At 74.6% G+C, this 23,505-nt stretch carries 24 protein-coding genes; 14 read left to right on the forward strand and 10 right to left on the reverse strand.

All coding sequences use genetic code 11. The features are described from left to right. Window positions 1-173: 173 nt before the first annotated feature. Entirely contained in the window at window positions 174-1,370 is a 1,197-nt protein-coding gene (locus ABZ573_RS17025) for an MFS transporter (RefSeq protein ID WP_358118952.1), read from the reverse strand. Window positions 1,371-1,524: 154 nt separating this feature from the next. Between ABZ573_RS17025 and ABZ573_RS17030 the strand changes: the two genes are divergently transcribed. Continuing rightward, window positions 1,525-1,737 (forward strand): hypothetical protein, encoded by a 213-nt coding sequence (locus ABZ573_RS17030; protein ID WP_132235960.1) that lies wholly within the window; start codon window positions 1,525-1,527, stop codon window positions 1,735-1,737. Window positions 1,738-1,778: 41 nt separating this feature from the next. Here the strand turns inward: ABZ573_RS17030 and ABZ573_RS17035 are convergent, their stop codons facing one another. Beyond that, complete coding sequence (locus ABZ573_RS17035) at window positions 1,779-2,342, reverse strand: TetR/AcrR family transcriptional regulator (RefSeq protein ID WP_358118954.1); 564 nt, start codon at window positions 2,340-2,342, stop codon at window positions 1,779-1,781. A 74-nt stretch (window positions 2,343-2,416) separates the two neighbouring features. Between ABZ573_RS17035 and ABZ573_RS17040 the strand changes: the two genes are divergently transcribed. Then, the gene (locus ABZ573_RS17040; RefSeq protein WP_327027629.1) at window positions 2,417-4,186 is read left to right on the forward strand and encodes an ABC transporter ATP-binding protein; all 1,770 of its coding nucleotides are present in this window, start codon (window positions 2,417-2,419) and stop codon (window positions 4,184-4,186) included. Between the two features lie 79 nt (window positions 4,187-4,265). Here the strand turns inward: ABZ573_RS17040 and ABZ573_RS17045 are convergent, their stop codons facing one another. After that, entirely contained in the window at window positions 4,266-4,715 is a 450-nt protein-coding gene (locus ABZ573_RS17045) for a hypothetical protein (protein WP_151455767.1), read from the reverse strand. 162 nt (window positions 4,716-4,877) lie between these two features. Between ABZ573_RS17045 and ABZ573_RS17050 the strand changes: the two genes are divergently transcribed. Next, window positions 4,878-5,255: a DUF6401 family natural product biosynthesis protein gene (locus ABZ573_RS17050; RefSeq protein WP_358118957.1), complete on the forward strand. Its 378-nt coding sequence runs from the start codon at window positions 4,878-4,880 to the stop codon at window positions 5,253-5,255. A 90-nt stretch (window positions 5,256-5,345) separates the two neighbouring features. Here ABZ573_RS17050 and ABZ573_RS17055 read toward each other — a convergent pair whose 3' ends face one another. Further along, window positions 5,346-6,212, reverse strand: coding sequence for a hypothetical protein (locus tag ABZ573_RS17055; RefSeq protein ID WP_151455765.1), 867 nt, complete (start codon window positions 6,210-6,212; stop codon window positions 5,346-5,348). A 189-nt stretch (window positions 6,213-6,401) separates the two neighbouring features. Between ABZ573_RS17055 and ABZ573_RS17060 the strand changes: the two genes are divergently transcribed. The 3 genes from ABZ573_RS17060 to ABZ573_RS17070 all read left to right on the forward strand — a co-directional run bounded on the left by ABZ573_RS17060 (window position 6,402) and on the right by ABZ573_RS17070 (window position 10,641). Next, window positions 6,402-8,528, forward strand: a complete 2,127-nt coding sequence (locus tag ABZ573_RS17060) for a SpoIIE family protein phosphatase (protein WP_358118959.1) — start codon at window positions 6,402-6,404, stop codon at window positions 8,526-8,528. Window positions 8,529-8,568: 40 nt separating this feature from the next. Further along, window positions 8,569-9,246 carry an HAD family hydrolase gene (locus ABZ573_RS17065; RefSeq protein WP_151455763.1) on the forward strand — a complete coding sequence of 226 codons (678 nt, stop codon included), beginning with the start codon at window positions 8,569-8,571 and terminating at the stop codon, window positions 9,244-9,246. 105 nt (window positions 9,247-9,351) lie between these two features. Further along, window positions 9,352-10,641: a cation:proton antiporter gene (locus ABZ573_RS17070; RefSeq protein ID WP_327027625.1), complete on the forward strand. Its 1,290-nt coding sequence runs from the start codon at window positions 9,352-9,354 to the stop codon at window positions 10,639-10,641. Window positions 10,642-10,677: 36 nt separating this feature from the next. Here ABZ573_RS17070 and ABZ573_RS17075 read toward each other — a convergent pair whose 3' ends face one another. Continuing rightward, complete coding sequence (locus ABZ573_RS17075; RefSeq protein ID WP_192581624.1) at window positions 10,678-11,619, reverse strand: FAD-dependent oxidoreductase; 942 nt, start codon at window positions 11,617-11,619, stop codon at window positions 10,678-10,680. Between the two features lie 164 nt (window positions 11,620-11,783). Here ABZ573_RS17075 and ABZ573_RS17080 point away from each other — a divergent pair, with 164 nt between their 5' ends. Beyond that, window positions 11,784-11,999: a DUF3072 domain-containing protein gene (locus tag ABZ573_RS17080; protein ID WP_327027624.1), complete on the forward strand. Its 216-nt coding sequence runs from the start codon at window positions 11,784-11,786 to the stop codon at window positions 11,997-11,999. Here ABZ573_RS17080 and ABZ573_RS17085 read toward each other — a convergent pair. Then, a complete protein-coding gene (locus ABZ573_RS17085; RefSeq protein WP_358118962.1) occupies window positions 11,993-12,508 on the reverse strand; it encodes a YfcE family phosphodiesterase in 516 nt (171 codons plus the stop codon). The genes ABZ573_RS17080 and ABZ573_RS17085 overlap by 7 nt on opposite strands. Before the next feature lie 159 nt (window positions 12,509-12,667). Here ABZ573_RS17085 and ABZ573_RS17090 point away from each other — a divergent pair, with 159 nt between their 5' ends. From ABZ573_RS17090 to ABZ573_RS17110, 5 genes are all read left to right on the forward strand, one after another. Beyond that, window positions 12,668-14,032 carry a glycoside hydrolase family 6 protein gene (locus ABZ573_RS17090; RefSeq protein WP_358118964.1) on the forward strand — a complete coding sequence of 455 codons (1,365 nt, stop codon included), beginning with the start codon at window positions 12,668-12,670 and terminating at the stop codon, window positions 14,030-14,032. Window positions 14,033-14,109: 77 nt separating this feature from the next. Further along, complete coding sequence (locus ABZ573_RS17095; RefSeq protein ID WP_327027621.1) at window positions 14,110-14,919, forward strand: helix-turn-helix transcriptional regulator; 810 nt, start codon at window positions 14,110-14,112, stop codon at window positions 14,917-14,919. A gap of 52 nt (window positions 14,920-14,971) precedes the next feature. Continuing rightward, window positions 14,972-15,556, forward strand: a complete 585-nt coding sequence (locus tag ABZ573_RS17100; protein ID WP_151456269.1) for a general stress protein — start codon at window positions 14,972-14,974, stop codon at window positions 15,554-15,556. 219 nt (window positions 15,557-15,775) lie between these two features. Further along, a complete protein-coding gene (locus ABZ573_RS17105) occupies window positions 15,776-16,258 on the forward strand; it encodes a MarR family transcriptional regulator (protein ID WP_151456268.1) in 483 nt (160 codons plus the stop codon). Between the two features lie 10 nt (window positions 16,259-16,268). After that, on the forward strand, window positions 16,269-17,255 hold the full coding sequence (locus tag ABZ573_RS17110; RefSeq protein ID WP_151456267.1) for a pirin family protein: 987 nt from the start codon (window positions 16,269-16,271) through the stop codon (window positions 17,253-17,255). Window positions 17,256-17,336: 81 nt separating this feature from the next. Here ABZ573_RS17110 and ABZ573_RS17115 read toward each other — a convergent pair whose 3' ends face one another. Then, the gene (locus tag ABZ573_RS17115; protein WP_255474758.1) at window positions 17,337-17,465 is read right to left on the reverse strand and encodes a hypothetical protein; all 129 of its coding nucleotides are present in this window, start codon (window positions 17,463-17,465) and stop codon (window positions 17,337-17,339) included. 142 nt (window positions 17,466-17,607) lie between these two features. Here ABZ573_RS17115 and ABZ573_RS17120 point away from each other — a divergent pair, with 142 nt between their 5' ends. Beyond that, window positions 17,608-19,197, forward strand: a complete 1,590-nt coding sequence (locus ABZ573_RS17120; protein WP_358118968.1) for a phospholipase D-like domain-containing protein — start codon at window positions 17,608-17,610, stop codon at window positions 19,195-19,197. Between the two features lie 29 nt (window positions 19,198-19,226). On the opposite strand, the gene ABZ573_RS17125 is transcribed toward ABZ573_RS17120, so the two are convergent. Beyond that, window positions 19,227-19,970 carry a hypothetical protein gene (locus tag ABZ573_RS17125; protein ID WP_358118970.1) on the reverse strand — a complete coding sequence of 248 codons (744 nt, stop codon included), beginning with the start codon at window positions 19,968-19,970 and terminating at the stop codon, window positions 19,227-19,229. Between the two features lie 376 nt (window positions 19,971-20,346). On the opposite strand from ABZ573_RS17125, the gene ABZ573_RS17130 reads away from it, so the two are divergent. Next, window positions 20,347-21,174: a SigB/SigF/SigG family RNA polymerase sigma factor gene (locus tag ABZ573_RS17130; protein ID WP_358118972.1), complete on the forward strand. Its 828-nt coding sequence runs from the start codon at window positions 20,347-20,349 to the stop codon at window positions 21,172-21,174. Between the two features lie 148 nt (window positions 21,175-21,322). Here ABZ573_RS17130 and ABZ573_RS17135 read toward each other — a convergent pair whose 3' ends face one another. Continuing rightward, the gene (locus tag ABZ573_RS17135; RefSeq protein ID WP_358118974.1) at window positions 21,323-21,940 is read right to left on the reverse strand and encodes a GNAT family N-acetyltransferase; all 618 of its coding nucleotides are present in this window, start codon (window positions 21,938-21,940) and stop codon (window positions 21,323-21,325) included. Continuing rightward, window positions 21,937-23,466, reverse strand: coding sequence for an APC family permease (locus tag ABZ573_RS17140; protein ID WP_327027615.1), 1,530 nt, complete (start codon window positions 23,464-23,466; stop codon window positions 21,937-21,939). Before ABZ573_RS17140 ends, ABZ573_RS17135 begins: the two co-directional genes overlap by 4 nt. Window positions 23,467-23,505: the final 39 nt, after the last annotated feature.

Consider the following 23,505-nt stretch of genomic DNA (forward strand, 5'->3'; position numbering starts at 1 on the left):
CTTTTTCTTCTTTTCTCTTCTGCGCCGGGCGGGCGCGCTCGCCCGGCGTGGGCCCCGGGGGGGGGCGGGGGGGGGCCCCCCCCGGGCCCCCCCCCCCCCCGCCGCTCGACGCGAAAGGTCCGGGCCGTCCGAGGCCACGGGTCCGGGCCGCTCGACGCGACGGTCCGCGCCGCTCAGCGGGGCGTGGGGGCCGGCCGGCGGGTGCCGGCCGCGTGCAGGGCGATCAGGCCCAGCGCGAGGATGACGAGCGCCGGCCCGAGCAGCTCGACCGAGGTGTTGCCGAGCAGCACCCCGATGCCGGCGGGCACCAGCGCGCCGCCCAGCCCGGCCGCGGCGATCTGGAGCCCGATGGTCCGGTCCGCGTGCGCCGCACCGACCCGCTCGGCGGTGGTGAGGGTGAGCAGCGGGAAGACCGGTGCGGCGGCGAAGCCGACGACGAACAGCCCGGCCACGGCGACCCAGGCCGGTGCCGGCAGCGCGATCAGGACCGCGCCGACCGCCATCCCGGCGAGGCTGCCCCGCAGCACCACCGCCGCGCCCAGCCGTTCGGCCACCACGCCCTGCACCACGCGCCCGACGAACAGGCTGCCCCAGTAGCCCGAGACGCAGACGCCGGCAACGGCCGCGCCGAGGCCGCGTCCCTCGGTCAGCAGCAGGAACGCCCAGAGCCCGGCCGCCACCTCGATGGCCACGTAGACAGCGAAGGCCGACGCGCCGAGCCAGACCGCCGGCAGGCGCAGCGTCTCGCGTACCCGGGTGACGGTCGGTGGGGCGACGGCCGCCTCCCCGGCGGGCTCGCGGGCCGGGGCGCGGTCCCGCCAGGCCCGCACGGTCAGCGCGAACGCGGCGGCCAGCGCGAACTGGGCCCCCGCCACCAGGCCGTAGCCCCAGCGCCAGGAGAGCCCGGCGCTGAGCGCACCGGTCATGATCAACGGTCCGAGCGCCACGCCGAGGCCGAAGAACGCGTGCATCCAGTTCATGTGCCGGGGGCCGAAGGCGCCGGCGGCGTACGCGTTCAGGCCGGAGTCGATCGCGCCGGAGCCGAGGCCGAGCACCAGCGCGCAGCCCACCATCAGGGTGAGCCCGGGCGTCGACGCGTAGCCGGTGAGCGCGAGGCTGGCCAGCAGCGTGCTGCCGGCGAGCAGCCAGCCGACGCCGAGCCGGGCCAGCGTGAAGCCGGCCAGCACGCTGGAGGTCAGGTACCCGGCGGTGCCGGCGGTGAGCACGAGGCCGACGGCCTCGGTGGGCACGCCGAAGTCGGCCCGGATCGAGGGCCAGCCCACGCCGATCAGGCCGTCGGGCAGGCCGAGGCTGACGAAGGCGAGGTAGGCCAGCAGGAGCAGCGAGGCGCGGGGCGGGGCGGTGGACACGGAGGAACATCCTGCCCTGAGTCGGCGGCGGCGCCAGTCCGCCTCCCCCGGTGGGACGAAGATTACGGTCCGGACGGGCGGTAAAACGGACAGCTCATCCAGAATCGGCCGTTCGGCTGACGGCAAGCGCCGGGTCGCGCGCAAGACTTTCGGGATGCATCAGGGCTCCGGCATCCTCTCCACGCGTCAGCGCCGCCTGGCATGGCTCGGCTTCCTCCTCGCCGCGCTGCAGGCTCCCGTCTCCGCCAAGCTGGCATCGGACGACTCCTGGTTGTTCAGCCTCTGCGTCGCGCTGATGGTGGCGACCGTGATCATCGCCGACGACGCGGCCCGCCGCCGCCCGGCGGACGCCCGCTCCATGGAGTGACGCGGCAGCCGGCGCGACGGCATCCCGCCGCGCCGGCCGGATCATCCCGGCTTGACCGCGATCGCGCCGTCGACGGTGCGCAGGATCAGGCGCAGCACCTCGTGCCGGGAGGCACCGGTCTCGGCCAGGTAGGCCCAGCCGGCGTACAACTGGGACCAGATCAGGCTCTGCACCCACCCCGCCGGCAGCTCCGGGTCGATGGTGCCGTCGCGGTGCCCGCGTTCGACCATCGCGACGAAGTTCGGGTCGCACCCGCCGTCGATGGAACCGGCACCGGTCTCCGGCTCGGTGAAGATCAGCGAGAGCAGAGTGCCGAGGTCGAAGTACTCCTGGCAGAGCCGGCGCACGGCCGACGCACCGGTGCCCTCGGCGATCCGCGCCTGGGCGGTCGCCCGGTCCAGCCGGGCGCCGGCCTCGGCGCCGACCGCCCCGAACAGGTCGGCCCGCTCGGCGAAGTAGCGGTGCAACGTCGTACGCCCCACGTCGGCGGCGGCGGCGATGTCGCCGAGGGAGGCGGCGGGGTTGCGCCCCCACACCTCGATCGCCGCGTCGACGATGGCCTGGCGGGTCCGGGCGCGACTGCCGGACACCTGCTGGTCGGTCACGTCGGCGAGGATACCAACACGTCCTTTCGGAATACCGGTTGCCCTGAATGGAACACTGGTGTTCCATTCAGGGCATGACTCCTTCCGCCCCGGCGTTCTCCCGGTTGCGCACGCTCACCTCGTTCCTCGTCCCGCACCGGCGGACGATGCTCCTCGGTCTCGTGCTGGGGCTCGCCGCCAACGCGGCCGGGCTCGCGACGCCGATGGTCACCAAGTGGGTCCTGGACACGCTCGGCGCCGGCGAGTCGATGGCCCGCCCGATCGGCGCCCTGCTGGCGCTCGTCGTCGTCGGCGCGGCCGTCTCGCTGTGGCAGTGGCGGCTGCTCGGAACGCTGGCCGAGCGCGTCGTGCTCGACGCGCGGGCCTCGATCGTCCGGCACTACTTCCAGGCCCGCGTCGGCGACCTGCAACGCCGCCCCACCGGCGAACTGGTCACCCGGGCCACCTCCGACACCCAGCTGCTACGCGAGGCGTCCGGCAGCATCGTCGGCCTGGTCAACGCCGGCATCGCCCTGGCCGGCACCCTCGTGCTGATGGGGGTGCTCGACCTGTTCCTGCTCGGCTGCACCGTGGCCGCCGTGCTGGTCGTCGCCGCGGTCATGGGCGCACTGATGCCCCGCATCGGGCAGGCGCAGGCCGCGGCGCAGGAGTCGACGGGCGCGCTGGGCGGCGTCCTGGAGGGGGCGCTGCGCGCGATCCGCACGGTCAAGGCCAGCCGGGCGGAAGCCCGGTTGACCGAGCGGATCGTCGCCGACGCCCGACAGGCGGCGACGCACAGCGTACGGGCCGCGCGGGTGACGGCGTCGGTCTGGACGATCGCCTGGACGGGGATCCAGCTCGCGGTGATCGCGATCCTGGGCATCGGCGCCTGGCGGGCCCAGCACGGCCTGCTGGAGATCTCCAGCCTGATCGCCTTCCTGCTGTACACGTTCCAGCTGATGGGGCCGATCACCGAGCTGACCCAGAACACCACGGCGTTGCAGGCGGGGATCGCGGCGGCGGGACGGATCCGCGAGGTCGAGACCATCGCGACCGAGCCGGCGGGACCGGCGCCCGCCCCGGCGGAACGCGCGCCGACGCCCGACGCGGAGCAGCCGGTGCTCGTGTTCCGCGGGGTCACCGCCCGGTACGGCCCGGAGGCGCCCCCGGCGGTGCGGGACATCGACCTGGCCGTCCCCCGGCGTGGGCACACCGCGATCGTGGGGCCCTCGGGAGCCGGCAAGACCACGCTCTTCTCGCTGATCCTGCGCTTCCTCGAGCCTGAGCGGGGGCAACTGCTGCTCGACGGCCGACCGTACGCGGCCCACGGGCACGACCAGGTGCGGGCCCGGCTGGCGTACGTCGAGCAGGAGACGCCGGTGGTGCCCGGCACCATCCGCGACAACCTGCGGTTCACCCATCCGGACGCCACGGAGGAGGAGATCCGGGCGGTGCTGCGCGCCGTCCGGCTCGACGACAAGATCGACTCACTGCCGGACGGACTGGACACGTCGCTGTCGTCGACGGAGGTGTCCGGCGGGGAGCGCCAGCGCATCGCCCTGGCCCGGGCCATGCTGCGCACCCCCGACGTGCTGCTGCTCGACGAGGCGACCGCGCAGGTCGACGGGCTGACCGAGGCGGCGTTGCAGGAGTGCGTCCGGCAGCGCGCGGCGGTCGGCGCCGTGCTGACCATCGCACACCGGCTCTCCACGGTGCTCGACGCCGACCGGATCGTGGTGCTGGAGCACGGCCGGATCCGGGCCCAGGGCACCCACGCCGAGCTGCTGGCCGGCGACGACCTCTACCGCCGCCTGGTCGAGGCGCTGCGCATCGCGGCCGAGGAGCACCCGGTCGCGGCGCGCTAGCTGTCCCTGGGCCGTACAGCCAGCCCACCCGCCGACGCGGCGTGCGCCCCCGCCGCGCGCACGGCGGGGGCGCACGCGGCTAGCCTCCGCCGTCGGGGCGTGCCTCGTGCCCGGGTCGGCCCCGGCTGCGCCGCCGCTCCTTCATCTCCGCCTCGTAGAGGTGCCGGCGACCGCCGACCAGCTCCTCCCGGGCGGCCCGGTCCAGGTCACGGAAGAGGGCGTAGTAGTTGTCGTCGAAGTCCTCGACGATCTGGAACGTCCACCGTCCGGCGATCACGTTGCGGCCCAGCAGGTCGGTGTCGATCCGGTCGGCGATCCGGTCGTGCCCGGCGGCGCGGAACATCTCCACGGCGTCGTCGAGCATCAGGTCGGCGTGCCCCACCAGCTGGTGCAGCGAGTAGAGGTGACCGCGGACCCGCTCGACGCACTCCAGCGCCTCGCTCAGCTTGCCGAGCGCCGCCACCGTCTCGTCGCTGACCCCGGCGGGCCTGCGGTGCCGTTCGTCCGGCCCGTCCTCGTGTCGTCCCATCCGTTCCTCCAGGTTTGCGCTGTGCCCGTCCGGGCGGTTTTCTCCTGCCCCACCCGCGTCGGATCAACCCCCCGCGCCGCCCGCTGACCGTTCGGGGGAGGGTCAAAAACCCGCCGACCGGCCGAGGTCGACCCTGGTCACGGCCGGATAGCCTCGGTCACCATGCGTGTGCCGTTCACCCGGGTCGAGGCCCGTTCCGCCGCCAGTTCGGCGCGAGCCACCCTCGCTCTCCTGTCCACCTCGGTCGGCGCCGAAGGACTGGCCGCCGCCGCCGCGCGTCCGGGCCTGCTCGCCCTGGTCGACCAGCACGCCGCGGCGGTGCGGGAGAGCCTGGACGGCGACCGCCGGCCGCTGAGCGCCGCCGCCCTCGCCGGCTACGCGGAGGGCGTCCGCGCCGCCGCGCTGGAGCACGGCTGGCAGCCGCCGGCGGCCCCGGTGGACTGGTCCGCACCGGACTGGCTGCTCACCCGGCTGCTCGCGGTCTGCGCGCTGACCCGCTCGCTCGGGGCCCCGGCGACCGCTCCGCTCCCGCTGATCTGAAGCCCGGGCGGGCCCCGGACCCCGGCCGGACACGCCGGAGGGGCGCCCGCACGTCCGCGGACACCCCTCCCCGTCTCGCTCACCACCAGGTCAGCGGCGGAACTGCTGGGTCTCGTCGCTGACGCTCCCCGACTGGTACGTGCCGCGCCCGCCGGCCGTCGCGGACTCCTGCCCGCGGGGCATGACCTCGGTGCGCTCGGCCGCCGTCCGGTCCGCCATCTGCCGGCCGACGTCGGTCTGACCGGCCTCCCGGGCCCGGCGGTGCTCCTGCACCGCCCGCGACTCCTCGGCCATCCGGTTCAGCCAGCCTTCCCAGCGGTTCTGCATCGGCCGCACCAGGCCACCGCCGACACCGATGATCAGGATGCCGGCCACGGTGGCGAGCACCGCGATCAGCACCGGTGTGGTCACCGTGGTGGCGATGCCCACCTGGTTCAGCGCGGCGATCACACCCAGCGCGAGGATGAAGACCGCCACCAGGTCCGCCAGGACCTTGCCGTACGCGAGCCCGCCCAGCGCCCCGGTGACCAGATCCCGGACGGCGTTGGCGATCGCGGCGGCCACGACGATGATGATGATCGCCACGAAGGCGCGTGGCAGCCAGGCGACCACGCCGCTGATCAGGTCACTGATCGCGTTGGGTCCCCACACCCCGAAGGCGAACTGCAGGGTGAACAGCAGCACGGCGTAGTACGCCAGTCTCGCCAGGATGTCACTGGCGTCGTACTTGGTGCGTTCCAGCGCACGCTTGATGCCGCCCCGTTCCACCGCCCTGTCGAACCCGACCCGTTCCAGCGCCGTGTCCACGATCTTGAGCACGGCTCTGGCGATGAGCCATCCGACCACGAGGATCGCGATGAACGCGATGGCCCGCGGTATGAAGAGCAGCACCGACCTCCACATGTCGGCCACGGCGTTGCCGATGTCGACCTGCCTGACCGCGAGGCTTTCCGGCATGATGTCCCTCCTGTCGCATGGACTGCGCCGCGCGCTTACCCCGCCACCGACGCGGCACGCCGTCGGAGTCCCCGGGTTTTTCCCGACATGTCACCGCAGAATGGCCCTGACCTGCCCGAACGTCCGGCCCCGGCGACGCGCGGGGCATGATCGGAAACTGCCGACGGACCCTCCGGCTAGGCTGCGCTCATGCCAGGAACGGTCGGACGGGTCCCGAACCCACCAGCCCCGGTCTCGGGAACGCCCTCCGCGTCGGGCATGGCGGCCGCCGTCCCGCGCCACGACTGGGGTGGCACCCCGCTCGGTGCGTGGCGGACGTGGGACCCGGCGGTCCGGGCCGCCACCGAACTGCTCCTCGCCTCGCCCGTGCCGATGGCCCTCACCCTGGGCGACGAGCACCTGCTCGTCTACAACGACGCGTACGCGGAGCTGATCGGCGACCGGCACCCCGACGCGGTGGGCCGGCCGGCGGCCCAGGTGTTCGCCGAGTCCTGGCCGCTGCCCGGCGTCGGGGACGCCATCGCGCACACCTACCGCTCCGGGGAGCCGTTCCTGGAGAAGGAGACCACGCTCCCGCTGCACCGCCGTCCCGGCCTGGTCGAGCAGTCGGTCTTCACCCGGGGCTACTCCCCCGTGCGCGACAGCGCCGGGCGGATCGTCGGCGTGCTGACCGTGGCCGCGGAGACCACCCAGGTCACCCAGCAGTTGCAGAGCCTCAGCGACTTCGCCGCGGCGCTCGCCGGCACCCTCACCCTGGACGACGTGGCCCGGGTCGCGCTGCGCTACGCGATCACCGTGTTCGACGCCGACCGGGTCTCGTTCGCCGTCGACGAGGGCGGCGGCGGCTGGCGGATGGTCCGGCGCATCCGTGGCGAGCTGATGGACGAGGCCGACGAGCGACTCCCCCCGCTGTGGCGGCGCGTCCCGCCGGACTGGCTGGGGCCGGTGGTGACCTCCGCCCGCAGCGGCGTGCCGTACTTCGTCGACGACGGCCAGCCGCTGCGGGACATCTCGGTGGACCGGCACGACCAGAAGGTCCGCTCGCTCGCGGCGGTGCCGCTGCGGGCCTCGGTGGTGCGCGGCGGGCTGACGGTCGGCTACCAGGTCCCGCACGTCTGGTCGGCCGCCCGGCGCGCGCTGCTGGCCGCGTCGGCCGAGCTGGTCGGCCAGGCCGCCGAGCGGGCCCGCCGGTTCGAGACCCAGCACGGCACGGCCCAGCTGCTGCAACGCAGCATGCTGCCGGAGCACCTGCCCGACCTGCCCCGGATGCGGATCGCCGCCCGCTACGACCCGGGCGTCGACGGCAACGCCGCCGGTGGGGACTTCTACGACGCCTTCCTGCTGCCCGACGGCGGCCTGGGGATCGTGCTCGGCGACGTCGCCGGCCACGACGTGCAGGCCGCGGCCCGGATGGGTCAGGTCCGCGCGGCGCTGCGGGCGCTGGCGCTGACCGACCCCCGCCCCGACGCCGTGCTGGCCGGGCTCGACCGGTTGGTGACCAGCCTGGGCGCCGAGGGCGACACGCACGAGCTGTTCGTGACGGTGGTCTTCGGGGTCGTCGACGTCGACCGGCAGCGGCTCACCCTGGCCAGCGCCGGTCACCCCGCGCCGCTGATCCGCCGGTGCGCCCCGGACGGCGACCCGGTCGCCGAGTACCTCGACGTGCCCGCGGGCGCCCCGCTGGGCCTGGGCTGCCGGCCGCGCACCGTCACGGTGCCCTTCGCCCCCGGCGACACGCTGCTGCTGTTCAGCGACGGTGTGGTGGAGCGGCGCTGGCAGGACCTGACGACCGGCCTGGACGCCCTGGCCGTCGCCGTGGCCGGCGCGGGCAGCGGCGACCCCCGCGCGTTGTGCGCGGTGGCCACCGCGGCGGTGCCCGGCGCCACCGAGGACGACGTCGCGGTGCTGGCGGTGGAGCACGCGCTGCGGCCGTCCCGGTCGACGAGCATGGAGGTGCCGGCCGAGCCGACCGCGCCGAGCCGGGTACGGCACTGGATGACCGCCCAGCTCGCGGAGTGGCAGGTGCCCGAGTCGATCATCGGCGCGGCGGTGCTCTGCACCAGCGAGCTGACCACCAACGCCCTGCTGCACGCCGGCACGGCCGCCCGGGTGGAGATCGACCTCAGCCCGGAGCGGCTGCTGGTGTCGGTCGCCGACTCGGGCACCCGGGGCACGGTGACCCGCGCGCAGACCGACACGCTCAGCAGTCGGGGCCGGGGACTGGGGCTGATCGAGGAGCTGAGCGACGCGTGGGGGACGGACCCGACCGTACGCGGCTCGACGGTCTGGTTCGAGATCCTCATCCCGCCCGCGTGAGCGGGGGCGTCAGCCCGGCCCGACGGGGTAGGAGGACCGTATGCCCACCGACAAGCCCACCGGTGTCCTCTTCGACGTGGACGGCACCCTGGTCGACACCACCTACCTGCACACCGTGAGCTGGTGGGAGGCGCTGCGCCAGACCGACCGGCCCGTACCCATGGCGACGATCCACCGCGCCATCGGGATGGGCTCGGACAAGCTGCTCGACCACCTGCTCGGCCCGGAGCGCGACCGGAGCGCGGACCAGAAGCTGCGCGCCGCCCATGACACCCTCTTCGCCGAGTACTGGGAGCGGCTGGTCCCGCTGCCCCGCGCCGCCGACCTGCTGCGCGCCTGCGCGGAGCGGGGACTTCGGGTGGTGCTGGCGACCTCCGCCGCCGAGCACGAGGTGACCGCGCTGCGCCGGGCGCTGGCCGCCGACGACGTGATCCACACGATCACCAGCTCGGCGGACGCGCGGGAGAGCAAGCCGGCGCCGGACATCCTGGTCGCCGCGCTGGAGCAGTCCGGGCTCGCCGCCGAACGCGTGGTCTTCGTCGGTGACTCGGTGTGGGACGTCGCCGCCGCCGGCGAGCTGGACATCCCCTGCGTCGGTCTGACCTGCGGCGGCACCGGCCGGGGCGAGCTGGCCGGGGCCGGTGCGGTGGCCGTCTACGAGGATCCCGCCGCGCTGCTCGCCGCCCTCGACGACTCGCCGGTCACCCGGGCGGGGTGACCGCCGCCGGCTCCGTCGCTCCGAAGAGGAATACGAGAAGTCTTCCGGGGGCAAGGACTTGCACCACCTGCCCGCACGCCGTGGGCGAGGCGGAGAGGTGGGGTCGTGGAGCCGGTAGACGTGGCGTTCGCGGTGGTCGGTCTGGGCGCGCTGCTGGCGGGGATCCTGCCCCGCGTGCTCGAACGCCGGCCACTGTCCATGCCGATCGCCTTCCTGGGGCTGGGCATGCTGGTCTTCCTCCTCCCCATCGGGCTGCCGGACCCCGACCCGCTCGCGCACCCGGAGATCGCCACCCACCTCACCGAGATCGGCGTCCTCGTCGCGCTGATGGGTGCCGGGCTGAAGATCGACCGGCCGTTGAGCTGGGCCCGCTGGTCGTCGACCTGGCGGCTGCTGGCCATCGCCATGCCGCTGTGCATCGTGGCGGTGGCGGTGCTCGGCTGGTGGTGGGCCGGGCTGGTCCCGGCCGCCGCGCTGCTGCTGGGGGCGGCCCTCGCCCCGACCGATCCGGTGCTCGCCGCCGACGTGCAGGTCGGCGAGCCCACCGACGTCGAGGACTCCGAGGACGAGGTCCGCTTCGCCCTCACCTCCGAGGCCGGGCTGAACGACGGGCTGGCCTTCCCCTTCGTGTACGCGGCCATCGCCATCGCCACCACCAGCCTCGCCCCCGGCGACTGGCTGGGTCACTGGCTCGGCGTGGACGTGCTCTGGAAGGTGGCGGCGGGGGTGGCGGGCGGGTGGCTGGTCGGGTGGCTGCTCGGCAAGCTCTTCTTCCGGGCCCCGAGCAAGCTGCGGCTGGCCCGGCACTCGGAGGGCTTCCTCGCGCTGGCCGCGACCTTCCTGGCGTACGGGCTGGTGGAGGTCGTCAGCGGGTACGGCTTCCTGGCGGTGTTCGTGGCCGCGCGGGCGATCCGGGCCGCCGAGCGCACCCACGAGTTCCACGCCGTGCTGCACGACTTCGCCGAGCAGGTGGAGCGGCTGCTCACCGTGCTGTTGCTGCTGCTCTTCGGCGGCGCCGTGGTGGGTGGCCTGCTGGGCCCGCTGACCTGGCCGGCCGCCGCGGTCGGACTGGCGCTGGTCTTCGTGGTCCGCCCGCTGCTCGGCTGGTTGTCGCTGCGGGGGGCGCCCGGCCGGCCGGCCGAGCACTGGGTGATCGCCCTGTTCGGCATCCGGGGCGTCGGCTCGTTCTTCTACATCGCGTACGCGACCGCGAAGACCGACTTCCCCCAGGCGGACCTGCTCTGGGCGACCGTCGGCCTCGTGGTGATCGTCTCGGTGGTGGTGCACGGCATCGCGGCGACCCCGGTGATGCAGTTGCTGGACCGGGCGGGGGAACGCACGTCCGACCCGTCCGAACGCCGCCACGCCGGCGAGCCCGTCACCGCCGGGGGTTGACCGCCCGGCCCGCCGGTGTGCGCAGGGGCCGCTTCCTCACCCTGCGCCCAGGCGGGTGACGAGGGCGCGGCCGAGGTCGCGACCGGAGAGCCAGGCGCTCTGCACCCGGGGTGCGCCGAACGCGTCGCCGGCCAGCCCGACGCCGTCGGCGTCGAGGTGGTACGTCCCGCCGGGGCCTTCGGTGGGCTTCGCGTACGTCCAGCGGTGCACGTGCACGTGCTCCGCCGCTTCGGGCAGCCCCAGCAGGTCCCGGACGGCCTCCTCGATCGCCGGGCCGGCGCCGGAGGGCTGGGCGAGGTGGCCGGCGGCGAACCCGGGCGTGGTGTGGGCGACCAGCACCGGCGCGTCGTCGCCGCGACGGTCGCCGTCGTCGCAGACGAGGTTCAGCAGCGGGTGGTCGTTGACGAAGGCGCCCCGGAAGGTGGCCCACCGGCGGGCCGGGAAACGCAGCACCCCGGCCAGGGACGGCGACCAGCGTTGGACCTGCGTGGCCCGGGTGGCGGCGGCCAGGGCCGGGTCGAGCAGCAGGGCCGCCTGCGGCCCCGGCATGGCGAGCGCCACCGCCTCGCAGGGCCGCCCGTCCACCACCGGTCCGGGCGCGACGCCGAGCACGAGCCGGTCCACGGTCACCGGCAGGTCCCGGGCCAGGTGCTCCACCAGCGTCCGCAGCCCCCGGGTCGCCGCCCAGCGCATCGGGCCGGGCGCCGCACGCCGGCCGTCGGCGCCGTACGCGACGAAGGTGTCGGTCCACTCGCGGGCCAGGCCGGCCGCGCGCCATCCCTCGGCCACCTCGGCGAAGTCCGGATCGCTGACCGTGAAGTAGGCGGCGCCGGTGTCCGCCGGCCGGCCGTCGAAGCGGCGGCTGGCCATCCGGCCGCCGGCGACCCGGGCGCGCTCGCGGATCTCCACCGGGATGCCGGCGCGGGCCAGTTCCGTCGCGCACGCCACTCCGGCGATGCCCGCGCCGACCACCACCACACCCGCCCGCTGCGCCGCCGTCATCCGGTGATCGTATGCGCGCCCGCGTCGCCCGGACGGCCGGAGACACGCCCGACGCGTCCGGGCGTACGACGCGCCGGAGGGCGGCATGGATCGGTGCCGCACGGGGTATTGGCACGTCTGTTCGAAGGAAGGTGGAGACCATGACGGACCGCAGCAGCAGCCAGGCCGACCCGCAGAGCGCCATCAAGGACCCGGACGAGTGGGTCACCGGCGAGGAGCCGCCGACCGCCGCCCAGGAGTCCTACCTGGCGACCCTGGCCCGGGAGGCCGGCGAGGAGCCGCCGGAGGGCCTGACGAAGGCCGAGGCCTCCAAGCGGATCGACCAGCTCCAGGAGGAGACCGGCCGCGGTCAGTGACCGGGCGGGCGGCGCGGTGGCAGGCGGTGCAGTTCGACCTCGTCGAGCCGTCCCGCCGCCACCCGCGCCGTCAGGTACGTGGCGTGCGGCTGGGCCCGCCGGTCGGTGGGCGAGCCGGGGTTGAGCAGCCGCGGGCCACCCGGGGCGACCGTGTCCCAGGGGATGTGCGAGTGGCCGAAGACCAGCACGTCGGTGTCGGGGAAGCGGGCCGCGCAGCGGCTCTCCCGCCCGGTCTTCGGGCCGGTCTCGTGCACGACGGCGATCCGCAGCCCGTCGAGTTCCACCCGGGCGACCTCCGGCAGCCGGGCGCGCAGCGCCGGCCCGTCGTTGTTGCCGTACACCCCGACGAGGCGGCGGGCCCGGGCGGCGAGGGCGTCCAGCAGCGCCTCGTCGACCCAGTCCCCCGCGTGCAGCACCACGTCGGCGGCGTCGACCGCCGCCCAGAGGGGCTCCGGCAGGTCCCGGGCCCGCTTCGGCACGTGGGTGTCGGCGGTGATCACCAGGCGCATCCCGCCATTCTCCCCGCGGACCTCGCGCCGCGGCCGGCCCGCCGCCCCGGAAAGTCGCGACCTCGACGCGGACCCTTCACATCGCCGCAAACAACACGTAGTTTGACGGCGATGCATGGGAGCGCTTCCAGCGGTGCTCCTCGATGGATGGGAGATCCCGTGAGAAGCAGACCCGCACTCGCCGCGCTGAGCGCCGCGGCGGCGCTCACCGTCGCCGCCACCGTCACCGTCGGCATCGTCCGCGCACCCGCCGCGGTCGCCGCCGACTCGGCGTTCTACGTCGACCCGGCGACGGCCGCGGCGGCCTGGGTCGCCGCCAACCCCGGCGACCCCCGGGCCGCCGTGATATCCGGCCGGATCGCGAACGTTCCCCAGGGCCGGTGGTTCACCCGGACCAACACCTCGACCGTACGGTCCGAGGTCGACGCCCTGGTCGGCGCGGCGGCGGCTGCCGGGAAGGTGCCGATCCTGGTCGTCTACAACATCCCGAACCGGGACTGCAGCGGCGCGAGCGGCGGCGGCGCGCCCGACCACGCCACGTACCGGCAGTGGGTCGACCAGGTCGCGGCCGGCCTGGCCGGACGGCCGGCGACCATCGTCCTGGAACCCGACGTGCTGCCGCTGATGACCAGTTGCCAGAACGCGGCCCAGCAGGCCGAGACGAAGGCCTCCATGGCGTACGCCGGCAGGAAGCTCAAGGCGGGCTCGGCCGCCGCGAGGGTCTACTTCGACATCGGGCACTCCGCGTGGCTCGCCCCCGGCGAGGCCGCCTCCCGGCTGCTCGGCGCGGACGTCGCCAACAGCGCGGACGGCATCTCGCTCAACGTCTCCAACTACCGGCGCACCGCCGACGAGGTCGCCTACGCCAAGGCCGTGATCGCGGCGACCGGGCTGTCCCGCCTCAAGGCGGTCGTCGACACCAGCCGCAACGGCAACGGGCCGGCCGGCTCCGAGTGGTGCGATCCGGCCGGGCGGGCCATCGGCACCCCGAGCACCACCGCCACCGGCGACTCCGCCATCGACGCGTACCTGTGGGTGAAGCTGCCCGGCGAGGCCGACGGCTGCATCGCGCCGGCCGGCCAGTTCGTGCCGCAGCGGGCGTACGACATGGCCCTGGCCGCCGGTCCGGCCCCCACCACCGCCCCGCCGACCACCGCCCCGCCCACGACGGCGCCCCCGACCACCGCCCCGCCCACGACGCCCCCGCCGACCGGCGGCTGCACGGTGTCGTACACCCCGAACTCGTGGTCCGGTGGCTTCACCGCCGAGCTGCGGGTGACCAACCACGGCGCCGCGCTCACCGGCTGGACGCTCACGTTCGCCCCCGGCGCCGGGGTCCGGCTGACCAACGGCTGGAACGGCGACTGGACCCAGTCGGGCGACCGGATCACCGTGCGCAACGCCGCCTGGAACGCCGGCCTGCCCACGGGCGGCACGGTCTCGCTCGGGTTCCAGGGCACCTGGCCGGGCGGCGCCCTGCCCACCCCGACCGGGTTCACCCTCAACGGCACCGCCTGCTCCTGACCGCCGCGCCTCGCCCGTCCCGCACGGGGCGGGCGAGGCCCGGGGCCGTCCCGTGCGGCGCGGCCTAGAATCGGCGCGTGGGCGTGGCCGTGGCGGTGGAGGAGCGGCGGGCGCCGGTCGGGGCGCTGCTGCGGCAGTGGCGCAGACGGCGCGGGCTCAGCCAGCTCGCCCTCGCGGTCGGGGCGGAGATCTCCACCCGGCACCTCAGCTTCGTGGAGACCGGGCGCTCCGCGCCGAGCCGGGAGATGGTCCTGCGGTTGGCCGAGCACCTGGACGTGCCGCTGCGTGACCGCAACCGGCTGCTGCTGGCCGCCGGGTACGCCCCCGTCTACTCCCACGCCCCGCTGGACTCCCCCGAGCTGCGACGGGTCCTCGACGCGGTACGCCGGGTCCTGCGGGCGCACGAGCCGTACCCGGCCGTCGCGGTGGACCGGCGCTGGAACCTGGTGGCCGGCAACGCCACCCTGCCGCTGCTCACGGAGGGTGTCGCCGCGCACCTGCTCCGGCCGCCGGCCAACGCGCTGCGGCTGACGCTGCACCCCGAGGGCATGGCGCCCCGGATCGCCAACCTCGGCGAGTGGCGGGCCCACCTGCTCGGGCGGCTGCGCCGGCACCTGGCGCTGACCGACGATCCCGAACTGGGCGCGCTGCACGACGAGCTGCGCGGCTACCCGGGCGGGCCGGCCGACCCGGAGGCGGGCCTGCCCCGCGCCGGGGACGTGGTCGTGCCCCTGCGACTGCGTCACCCGGGCGGCGAGCTGGCCTTCCTCAGCACCGTCTCGACCTTCGGCACCCCGCTGGACGTGACGGTCGAGGAGCTCTCCATCGAGTCCTTCTTCCCCGCCGACGAGGCCACCGCCGCGTACCTGCGCGCCGCCGCCCGCTGAGCGTTACCTCGCGACGGCGGCGGGAACGCGGGCGGTGACGAAGGAGGAACTCATGACCACACCGTCGAGTCCCACCTCGGCATGGCGGCCCGGGATGCCGGGCGGCGACACCCTCCCGTCCGGTCCGGCCGGCCGCCCGAGCGGCCCCGGTCACGACGGGCACGGCCCACAGACCGGTCCGCCCACCGTGACGATCGGCTCGTATCCGGACTATCCGTCCGCCCAGCGGGTCGTCGACTACCTGGCGGACAACCGGTTCCCGGTCGAACACAGCGCCATCGTCGGCACGAACCTCACCCTGGTCGAGACCGTGCTCGGCCGGATGACGACGGGGCGGGCGGCCCTGGCGGGTGCCGGCACGGGGGCCTGGTTCGGACTCTTCATCGGGCTGCTGTTCGGCATCTTCACCGCCGGCAACTGGGTCGCGGCGATCCTGGTCGGGCTCGTCGTCGGCGCGATCTGGGGAGCGGTGTTCGGCGCGGTCGCGCACGCGATGACCGGCGGGCGGCGCGACTTCACCTCGGCCAGCTCGCTGCGCGCCGGCCAGTACGCCGTCCTCGTGGACGCCCAGTTCGCCGAGCAGGCGCGTCAGCTGCTCGGCCGGATGCACATGGCGGCCGCACCGCCCGCCCGCTGAGGCCCACGCCGGTGGCGTCCGCCGGCCGCGACCGCCCCGGGCCCGTCGTCCGGACGTCGGCGTCCGCCCCGGGCGGACGCCGGCGCCGGCCGGTCCGGGTCGGCGGCGGCCCCGCCCCGGTCCGGGTACCCCCTTCAAAGCTGAACGGAATCGCCGCGTCGCGGGTGACCGCGCCCACAGGACACTAGTTAAATTTTGAAATAGTGCTACTGTCATGGCGTGACCGAGAGCCTGGACAGCACCCGACTCGCCGCCTGGCGCGCCTACATCGAGGCCAGCCAGCGGCTCTACACACGGCTGGAGGACGACCTGCGCGCCGAGAGCGCGCTCACCTTCGCCGACTACCACGTGCTCGTCCTGCTCTCCGAGGCGCCGGGCCAGCGGCTGCGGATGGGCGAGCTGGCGAGCCGCCTGGTCTTCTCGCCCAGCCGGCTGACGTACCAGATCACCACCATGCAGCGGCGCGGCCTGGTCGCCCGGGAGTCCTGTCCCGACGACCGCCGCGGCAGCGAGGCCGTGCTCACCGCCGCCGGGCTGCTGGCCCTGCGCGAGGCCGCCCCGCACCACCTGCGGTCGGTGCGCGCCCACCTGATGGACGACCTCGACGACGCCGAGGTCGCCTGCCTCACCCGGATCTTCGAGCGACTCGGCCGGCGCCTGCGCGCGGACCGCGACGCGTCGACCGCCCACCCGCACAGCTGAGGAGCCCCCGATGCCCGCCATCACCGTCGACAACGTGCTCGTCCTGCCCCGCCTGCCCAGGCTCGACGAGTCCACCGCGTTCCGCCCGGTCCGCCGGCTGACCACCGCGCCCAGCGGCTACGAGGGCGAGGGCTTCCCGGTCCGCCGGGCGTTCGCCGGCGTGCCGGTGAGCGAGTTGGACCCGTTCATCCACCTGGACCAGATGGGCGAGGTGGACTACGCCCCGGGCGAGCCGAAGGGCACGGCCTGGCATCCGCACCGCGGCTTCGAGACGGTGACCTACATGATCGACGGGATCATGGACCACCAGGACTCGCAGGGCGGCGGCGGCACGATCACCAACGGCGACACCCAGTGGATGACGGCCGCGAGCGGCCTGCTGCACATCGAGGCGCCGCCGGAGCACCTCGTCATGAGTGGCGGGTTGTTCCACGGCACCCAGCTCTGGGTCAACCTGCCCCGGGCCGCGAAGATGAACCCGCCCCGCTACCAGGACATCCGGGGTCGCGAGGCGGCCCTGCTGACCACGCCCGACGGCGGCGCGCTGATCCGGGTGATCGCCGGCGAGATCGCCGGGCACCGGGGGCCGGGCTCCACCCACACCCCGATCACCATCACGCACGTCACCGTGCAGCCGGGTGCCCGCGTCGACCTGCCGTGGCGGCCGGACTTCAACGCCCTGGTCTACGTGCTGGGCGGACGGGGCACGGTGGGCACCGACGGGCGGCCGGTGCACACGGGGCAGCTCGCCGTGCACGGCCCCGGCGACGCGCTGACCTTCACCGCGGACGCCAGCCAGGACGGCCACACCCCGACGCTGGACCTCTACATCATGGGCGGCGAGCCGATCCGGGAGCCGGTGGCGCACTACGGCCCGTTCGTCATGAACACCCGCGACGAGCTGCTCCAGGCGTTCGAGGACTTCAAGGCCGGCCGGCTCGGTGTCGTCCCCGCCGAGCGGCTGCCGCACACCGACGGCCAGGCCCCGAGGCCCTGATCCCACGCGCGGGCGGTGGGCGCCCCCGGCACGGCCGGGTGGCGCCCACCGGCGCGTCGGGACGTGGCGCCCACCGGCGCGTCAGGAGACGGCGAAGATGCCCGCGACTCCCAGGATCACCATGAGCAACACCGTCACCAGCGCGCCCCGCTCGCTTTCGACCGCCTGCTCGCGGTACTCGGTCACGGGGTTCGTCGTCTCGCCGGGCATGGTGTTGCCTCCTCGGTGTTCGCGTCGTGATCGGGCGGGCTGTCGGGGGCCGTCCGACCGGTCACCGGAGTGCCGGCCGGGATGCGGACCCGCGACACGGGTCCTACCGTGAGGACGTTGTCGACCTCGGGGGGCTGGAACGGTGGCACCGCGCAACTGGTTCCTGAGCGCAGCCGAACGCGCCAACCCGGTGTCAGAGTTACCCGTCTGGAGCAGCGGAAACCTTGCCGAGCCGTTAATTCACGGTGCCGCGTACTTCGACCGGCTGGTCGACGAGGTGCAGGCGCTGGAGGCCGGCGACCACCTGTTCTTCACCGACTGGCGGGGTGACCCGGACCAGCGGTTGCGCCCGGACGGGCCGACCGTGGCGCAGCTCTTCGCGCGCGCCGCGCAGCGGGGCGTGGTGGTCAAGGGCCTGATCTGGCGCTCCCACCTGGACCTCCTGGCCTACAGCGAGGCGGAGAACCGCAACCTGAGCGAGACGGTCTCCGCCGCCGGCGGCGAGGTGCTGCTCGACCAGCGGGTCCGCCGGGGCGGCTCGCACCACCAGAAGCTGGTGGTGCTGCGGCACCTGCGCGCGCCGGAACGGGACGTCGCCTTCGCCGGCGGGATCGACCTGTGCCACAGCCGCCGCGACGACGCCGCGCACCGGGGCGACCCGCAGGCGGTGCAGATGTCCGCCCGCTACGGCAACCACCCGCCCTGGCACGACGTGCAGCTCGCGGTGCGGGGGCCGGTGGTGGGCGCGCTGGACACCACCTTCCGGGAGCGCTGGACCGACCCGATGCCGCTGGACTCGGAGAACCCCCTCGCCTACCTGCGCGACCGGCTGCGCGGCGCGGACCTACGGCCCGACCCGTTGCCGCCGCAGCCGGCCGACCCGCCGCCCTGCGGCCCGCACGACGTCCAGGTGCTCCGCACCTACCCGGCGGTCCGGCCCCGCTACTCCTTCGCCCCCGACGGCGAGCGCACGGTGGCCCGCGGCTACACCAAGGCGGTCCGGCGGGCCCGGCGGCTGATCTACCTGGAGGACCAGTACCTGTGGTCCAGCGAGGTGGCCGACCTGTTCGCCCGGGCGCTGCGGGAGAATCCCGACCTGCACCTGGTCGCCGTGGTCCCCCGGTTCCCGGACGTGGACGGCCGGCTGGCGCTGCCGCCCAACATGGTGGGCCGCGAGCAGGCGCTGTCGCTCTGCGAGCGGGCGGCCCCCGAGCGGGTGCACGTGCTCGACGTGGAGAACCACGCCGGCACCCCGGTCTACGTGCACGCCAAGGTCTGCGTGGTCGACGACGTGTGGGCCAGCGTGGGCAGCGACAACTTCAACCGCCGGTCCTGGACGCACGACAGCGAGCTGTCCTGCGCGGTGCTGGACGGCACCCGGGACGACCGGGCGCCGACCGACCCGGCCGGCCTCGGCGACGGCGCCCGGGTCTTCGCCCGGGACCTGCGGCTGCGGCTGTGGCGCGAGCACCTGGACCGCGACCCCGACGGCGGCGAGGACGCCGACCTGATCGACCCGGCCGACGCCGTAACGGCGATCAGGGCCGCCGCCGACGCGCTGCAACGGTGGTACGACGACGGGCAGGCCGGTCCCCGGCCCCCGGGCCGGCTGCTGCCGCACCGGGCGGAACGGCTGCCCTGGTACACCCGGGCCTGGGCGCTGCCGGCGTACCGGCTGGTCTACGACCCGGACGGCCGGCCGCTGCGGGCCCGTCGGGCGGGCACGTGGTGAGCGCTCCGGCCCGGCACGGGGGCTGATCGTCAGGCGGGCACGAAGAGGGCGTCGGCCCGGCTGCGGGCGGGCACGGCCTGGACGGCGTCGGCGTCGGCGTCGGCGGGGTGCACCGTCAGCCCGCCGGGGTAGGCGAACGAGGCGCGCGGGGAGTAGAAGCCGAACCCGATCGTCAGCGGATTCTCCGGGCGGAGCGCGTAGATCGGGTGGGCCGGCTCCAGGAACTCCACCGACTCGATCACGAACGGGTCGACCGGTTCGGCGACGTACGGGTAGACGGCGCTGAGCAGCTGCCCGTCGCGCGCGGTGAAGTAGCGGTGGTGGCCGCTGCTGATCGCCCGGCCCGTCTCGCCCACCTGGCAGCGGGCCCGGATCACCGGTACGCCGTCGATCTCCGTCTCGGCGACGATCTCCCCGTCGTGGTGCTCGATGCGGGTCCGGCCCACGACGGCGGGCGCCCCCCGCGCGGCGGCGTAGGCGCGGACCCGTGCGCTACAGGTCACGTAGTCCGTCCACCAGCCGCCGGGGTTCATCCCGCCCGGCGCGTCCACCCCCGCCAGCGCCACCCCGAGGTAGGTCAGCGAGTACGCGCCGAAGCCGGAGGTCTGGCTCTCGTCGTCGACCACGTACTGGTTCATGAAGACCAGGCGGTCGGCCGACGGGCGCAGCCCGGCCGGGACCAGCGCCGCGACCGCGTCCGGGTCCGCCGGCAGCCAGCCGAAGAAGAGCGTGCGGCTGTTGACGACGAGATGGGGGGCGGCGGGGTCGAGCACGGCACCTCCGGAGCGGGGCGGGTACCCGCACGCTACGGCCCGTCTCGTGGACGGGACAACGACGGAAAGCCGACAATCGGCGCCGGTCATCCGGGGTGACCGTGACCGCTCGGCCGGCCGGTCCGGGCCGCCCGGATGCGACATCGTCGATGTCCGGCGGGGCCGGCTGACCGTACGCCCGACGTAAGACAGCCCACAATCCGAGGCCGCTTCGCCCGATTCACGCCGTCCGTGCCGGAAAATCACTTAAGTACATCGTACTTTCGGCTAGATTTCGTCAGACCGATCGGGCTAAGGTGACTTCCGAACGGACATCTGAACTTAAACCTAAGCGTCACGTCTTTCATCCGCGGACGAGGTGCAGGGAGGACCACCCATGACCGCGACAACGATCAGCGAGCCGGCGGCCACGACAGCGCCGAGCACCGCCCAGAAGCTCGACCCGCGTGCGCTCACCGACAGCGCCGCGGACCTGCTCAACGCGATGGCCGCGCTGCCGGCCGGCCACCCGTCCCGCGCCGCCCTGCGCGACAAGGCGATCGAGGCCTGGCTGCCGCTCGCCAACCACCTCGCGCACCGCTACAGCGGCCGGGGCGAGCCCACCGACGACCTGGCCCAGACCGCCGCGGTCGGCCTGATCAAGGCGATCGACAAGTTCGACCCGTCCCGCGGCGTCGACTTCGCCGGCTACGCGATCCCCACCATCATCGGGGAGCTCAAGCGGCACTTCCGCGACCGCACCTGGGACATCCGGGTCCCCCGCCGGCTCCAGGAGCTGCGGCTGGCCATCTCCGACGCCAACAGCTCGCTGTTGCAGACCCTGGGCCGTTCGCCCACGGTGGCCGACATCGCCGCCCACCTCAAGCTCACCGAGGAAGAGGTGCTGGAGGGCCTGGAGGGCGCCCGCGCCTACAACGCGGTCTCGCTCTCGACCCCGACCGGCGACGGCGACCGCGCGACCGAGCTGGGCGACATGCTCGGCGGAGTGGACGGCGAGTTCGAGCTGGCCGAGCTGCGGGTCGCCCTCGGCCCGGCGCTGGCCACGCTCGACGAGCGGGAGCAGAAGATCCTCACGCTGCGGTTCTACGGCAACCTGACGCAGTCGCAGATCGCCGATCAGATCGGCGTCTCGCAGATGCACGTGTCCCGGCTGCTGGCCCGCGCGCTGACCAAGCTGCGGGGACAGCTCGACGGCACGTACTAGGGGTGGTGGGCGATGGCCGGGCCGGCGGGCCCGGCCATCGTCGTGTCCGGGGCGGACGCCTCGCCACGGCGGCACGACGCCCGGGTCACCCTCTCGCGGGGGTGACCCGGGCGTCGCCGCTCGGACTGGTGGGACAGGGCGCCGTCGTTCAGGCGGGCTGCCCGGCCGCCGTCGCCGCGCGGGCGGGCTCCCGCCACATCGGCCAGAACGGCGTGCCGTCGGGCAGGTGGAAGGGCTCGGCGACCTGGTAGCCGTGCCGCGCGTACAGGTCGCGGCCGGTCTCGCTGGCCGCCTCCAGGTAACCGGGCACCCCATCGGCGTCGAGGACGGCGTGGTGGTGCCGCAGCAGCGCGCTGCCCAGCCCCTGTCCCTGCCGGTCCGGTGCGACGGCGAGGAACGCCAGGTGGTGGTGGTCGGGGTGCGGGTGGTGGGCCTCGAAGAGCTTGTCCAGGTGGGCGAACCGGTCGGTCCACTCCCCGCAGGCCGCGGCCAGCCGGGCGTCGTAGTCCTCCGGCGGCGGGGCCGGGTCGCCCACCGAGGGGAACCAGACCGCGACCCCCGCCCGGTCCGCGGTCGCGTGGACGAGGCCGTACCGCATCGCGTGGTCCACCAGGATCGCGAAGTTGCCGGCCAGCACGGACTGCCGCCGCCCGGCGTCGGGCACCAGCCAACGGGGCGCGTCGAGGGCCATGAACGCCTCGGCGATCCGGCCGGCCACCAGCGACGTCTCCCGCTGCCCGAGCCGCTCGATGCGTACCTCGCTCACCGCCGCGCCGCCGTCCCGCTCGGGACGGGCCCGCCGAGGTGCCCGGCCGGCGGCGGCGCCGTCACCGCCACGCTCTCCGCGCCCAGACCGATCCGGGCGTACGTGTCGGGGCGGCTGCCGCGCAGCACCAGCGCCCACAGCAGGCCGAGCAGCGCGGCGACCGGGTAGACCGCCGGGACCGCCCAGCGCAGGGGCGAGTCCGGGGCCACCCCGAGCAGGTCGGCGAAGTTGACCACCGCAAGCAGGACGATCACGGCCAGGGCCACGGCGGCTAGTCCGGGGGCGACCGCGCGCCGCCACAGCGTCTCGTTGACTCCGTTGCGGGCGAAGAAGGCGATCACCGCGACCGAGGTGGTGGCGATCAGCAGCAGCACCCCGAAGCCGCCGGCGGTGCCGACCCAGTAGAACAGCTGCACCACCGGGTCCCAGCCGTTGAGCGCGTAGAGCAGGATCACCACGAGGCCGAGCGCGCTCTGCGCGAGGGAGGCGGCCCGGGGCGAGCCGGTGCGCGGCGAGGTCTGCCCGAACACGGCCGGCAGCACCCGCTCCCGGCCGAGCGCGAACGTGTACCGGGCGGTGGTGTTGTGGAAGGAGATCATCGCGGCGAGCACCGAGGTCAGGAAGAGCGCCTGGCCGATGGTGACGGCGGTGCCCCCGAGGTGCGCCTCGGCCAGGTTGAAGATGAGTCCGATGCTCTGCTCGCCCGCCTCGGCGGCGATCCGGTCCGGCCCGACGGCGACGGTCATGCTCCACGACGACAGCGCGTAGATCCCCGCGATGATGGCGATGGAGAGATAGGTGGCCAACCGCACCGTCCGCCGCGGGTCCTTGCTCTCCTCGCTGAACACCACGGCGGACTCGAAGCCCACGAAGCCCAGGATGGCCAGCACCAGCACCGCGCCGGCGCCGGGCACGACGAGGTTCTCCGGTGACAGTGCGGCGAAGCTGACGTCCCCGCCAGCCGGGTGGGTCAGCTGCCCGAGGTCGAAGACCACGATCACCACCATCTCGGCGACCAGCAGCGCCGCCAGCACCAGGCCGTTCAGGTCGATGCGGAGCAGACCGAGCACGCCGACCGTCGCCCAGGCGACCAGCGCCACCACCCACCACGCCGGGGCCACCCCGAACAGGCGGCCCAGCACCGGTTCCGCGGCGGCGCCGATGGTGCCGTAGAGCCCCACCTGAAGGGCGTTGTACGCGATCAGCGCCACCCAGGCGGCGCCGACGCCGGCCGGTCGGCCCAGCCCGCGGGCGACGTAGGCGTAGAACGCGCCGGCGTTGGCCATCCGCCGGGCCATCGCCACGTATCCGATGGAGAAGAGGGCGAGCACCGCGGCCACCGTCAGGAATGCCAGCGGGATGCCGAGCACCCCGACGACCCCGTAGCCGGTGGTGACGACGCCGGCCACGACGGTCAGCGGGGCGGCGGCGGAGAGGACGAAGAAGATCACCGACGGCACACCGAGCCGGCCGCGGGCCAGGGCCTCGGAGACGTTGCTCGGTCGGTCGAGCGTTGGTGTCGACATACGCGGACTCCGGTTCGAGGGGAGGGAGGGGTGGAGGGC

The organism is Micromonospora sp. NPDC007220, assembly GCF_040634035.1.
Classification (GTDB): domain Bacteria; phylum Actinomycetota; class Actinomycetes; order Mycobacteriales; family Micromonosporaceae; genus Micromonospora; species Micromonospora reichwaldensis.

What these genes read in the sequence shown, in the direction of transcription:
- ABZ573_RS17030 (WP_132235960.1), top strand. Translation starts at nt 1,525, where the DNA reads ATGCATCAGGGCTCCGGCATCCTCTCCACGCGTCAGCGCCGCCTGGCA.
- ABZ573_RS17040 (WP_327027629.1), top strand. Translation starts at nt 2,417, where the DNA reads ATGACTCCTTCCGCCCCGGCGTTCTCCCGGTTGCGCACGCTCACCTCG.
- ABZ573_RS17045 (WP_151455767.1), bottom strand. Translation starts at nt 4,715, where the DNA reads ATGGGACGACACGAGGACGGGCCGGACGAACGGCACCGCAGGCCCGCC.
- ABZ573_RS17050 (WP_358118957.1), top strand. Translation starts at nt 4,878, where the DNA reads ATGCGTGTGCCGTTCACCCGGGTCGAGGCCCGTTCCGCCGCCAGTTCG.
- ABZ573_RS17055 (WP_151455765.1), bottom strand. Translation starts at nt 6,212, where the DNA reads ATGCCGGAAAGCCTCGCGGTCAGGCAGGTCGACATCGGCAACGCCGTG.
- ABZ573_RS17060 (WP_358118959.1), top strand. Translation starts at nt 6,402, where the DNA reads ATGCCAGGAACGGTCGGACGGGTCCCGAACCCACCAGCCCCGGTCTCG.
- ABZ573_RS17065 (WP_151455763.1), top strand. Translation starts at nt 8,569, where the DNA reads ATGCCCACCGACAAGCCCACCGGTGTCCTCTTCGACGTGGACGGCACC.
- ABZ573_RS17080 (WP_327027624.1), top strand. Translation starts at nt 11,784, where the DNA reads ATGACGGACCGCAGCAGCAGCCAGGCCGACCCGCAGAGCGCCATCAAG.
- ABZ573_RS17085 (WP_358118962.1), bottom strand. Translation starts at nt 12,508, where the DNA reads ATGCGCCTGGTGATCACCGCCGACACCCACGTGCCGAAGCGGGCCCGG.
- ABZ573_RS17100 (WP_151456269.1), top strand. Translation starts at nt 14,972, where the DNA reads ATGACCACACCGTCGAGTCCCACCTCGGCATGGCGGCCCGGGATGCCG.
- ABZ573_RS17110 (WP_151456267.1), top strand. Translation starts at nt 16,269, where the DNA reads ATGCCCGCCATCACCGTCGACAACGTGCTCGTCCTGCCCCGCCTGCCC.
- ABZ573_RS17115 (WP_255474758.1), bottom strand. Translation starts at nt 17,465, where the DNA reads ATGCCCGGCGAGACGACGAACCCCGTGACCGAGTACCGCGAGCAGGCG.
- ABZ573_RS17130 (WP_358118972.1), top strand. Translation starts at nt 20,347, where the DNA reads ATGACCGCGACAACGATCAGCGAGCCGGCGGCCACGACAGCGCCGAGC.
- ABZ573_RS17140 (WP_327027615.1), bottom strand. Translation starts at nt 23,466, where the DNA reads ATGTCGACACCAACGCTCGACCGACCGAGCAACGTCTCCGAGGCCCTG.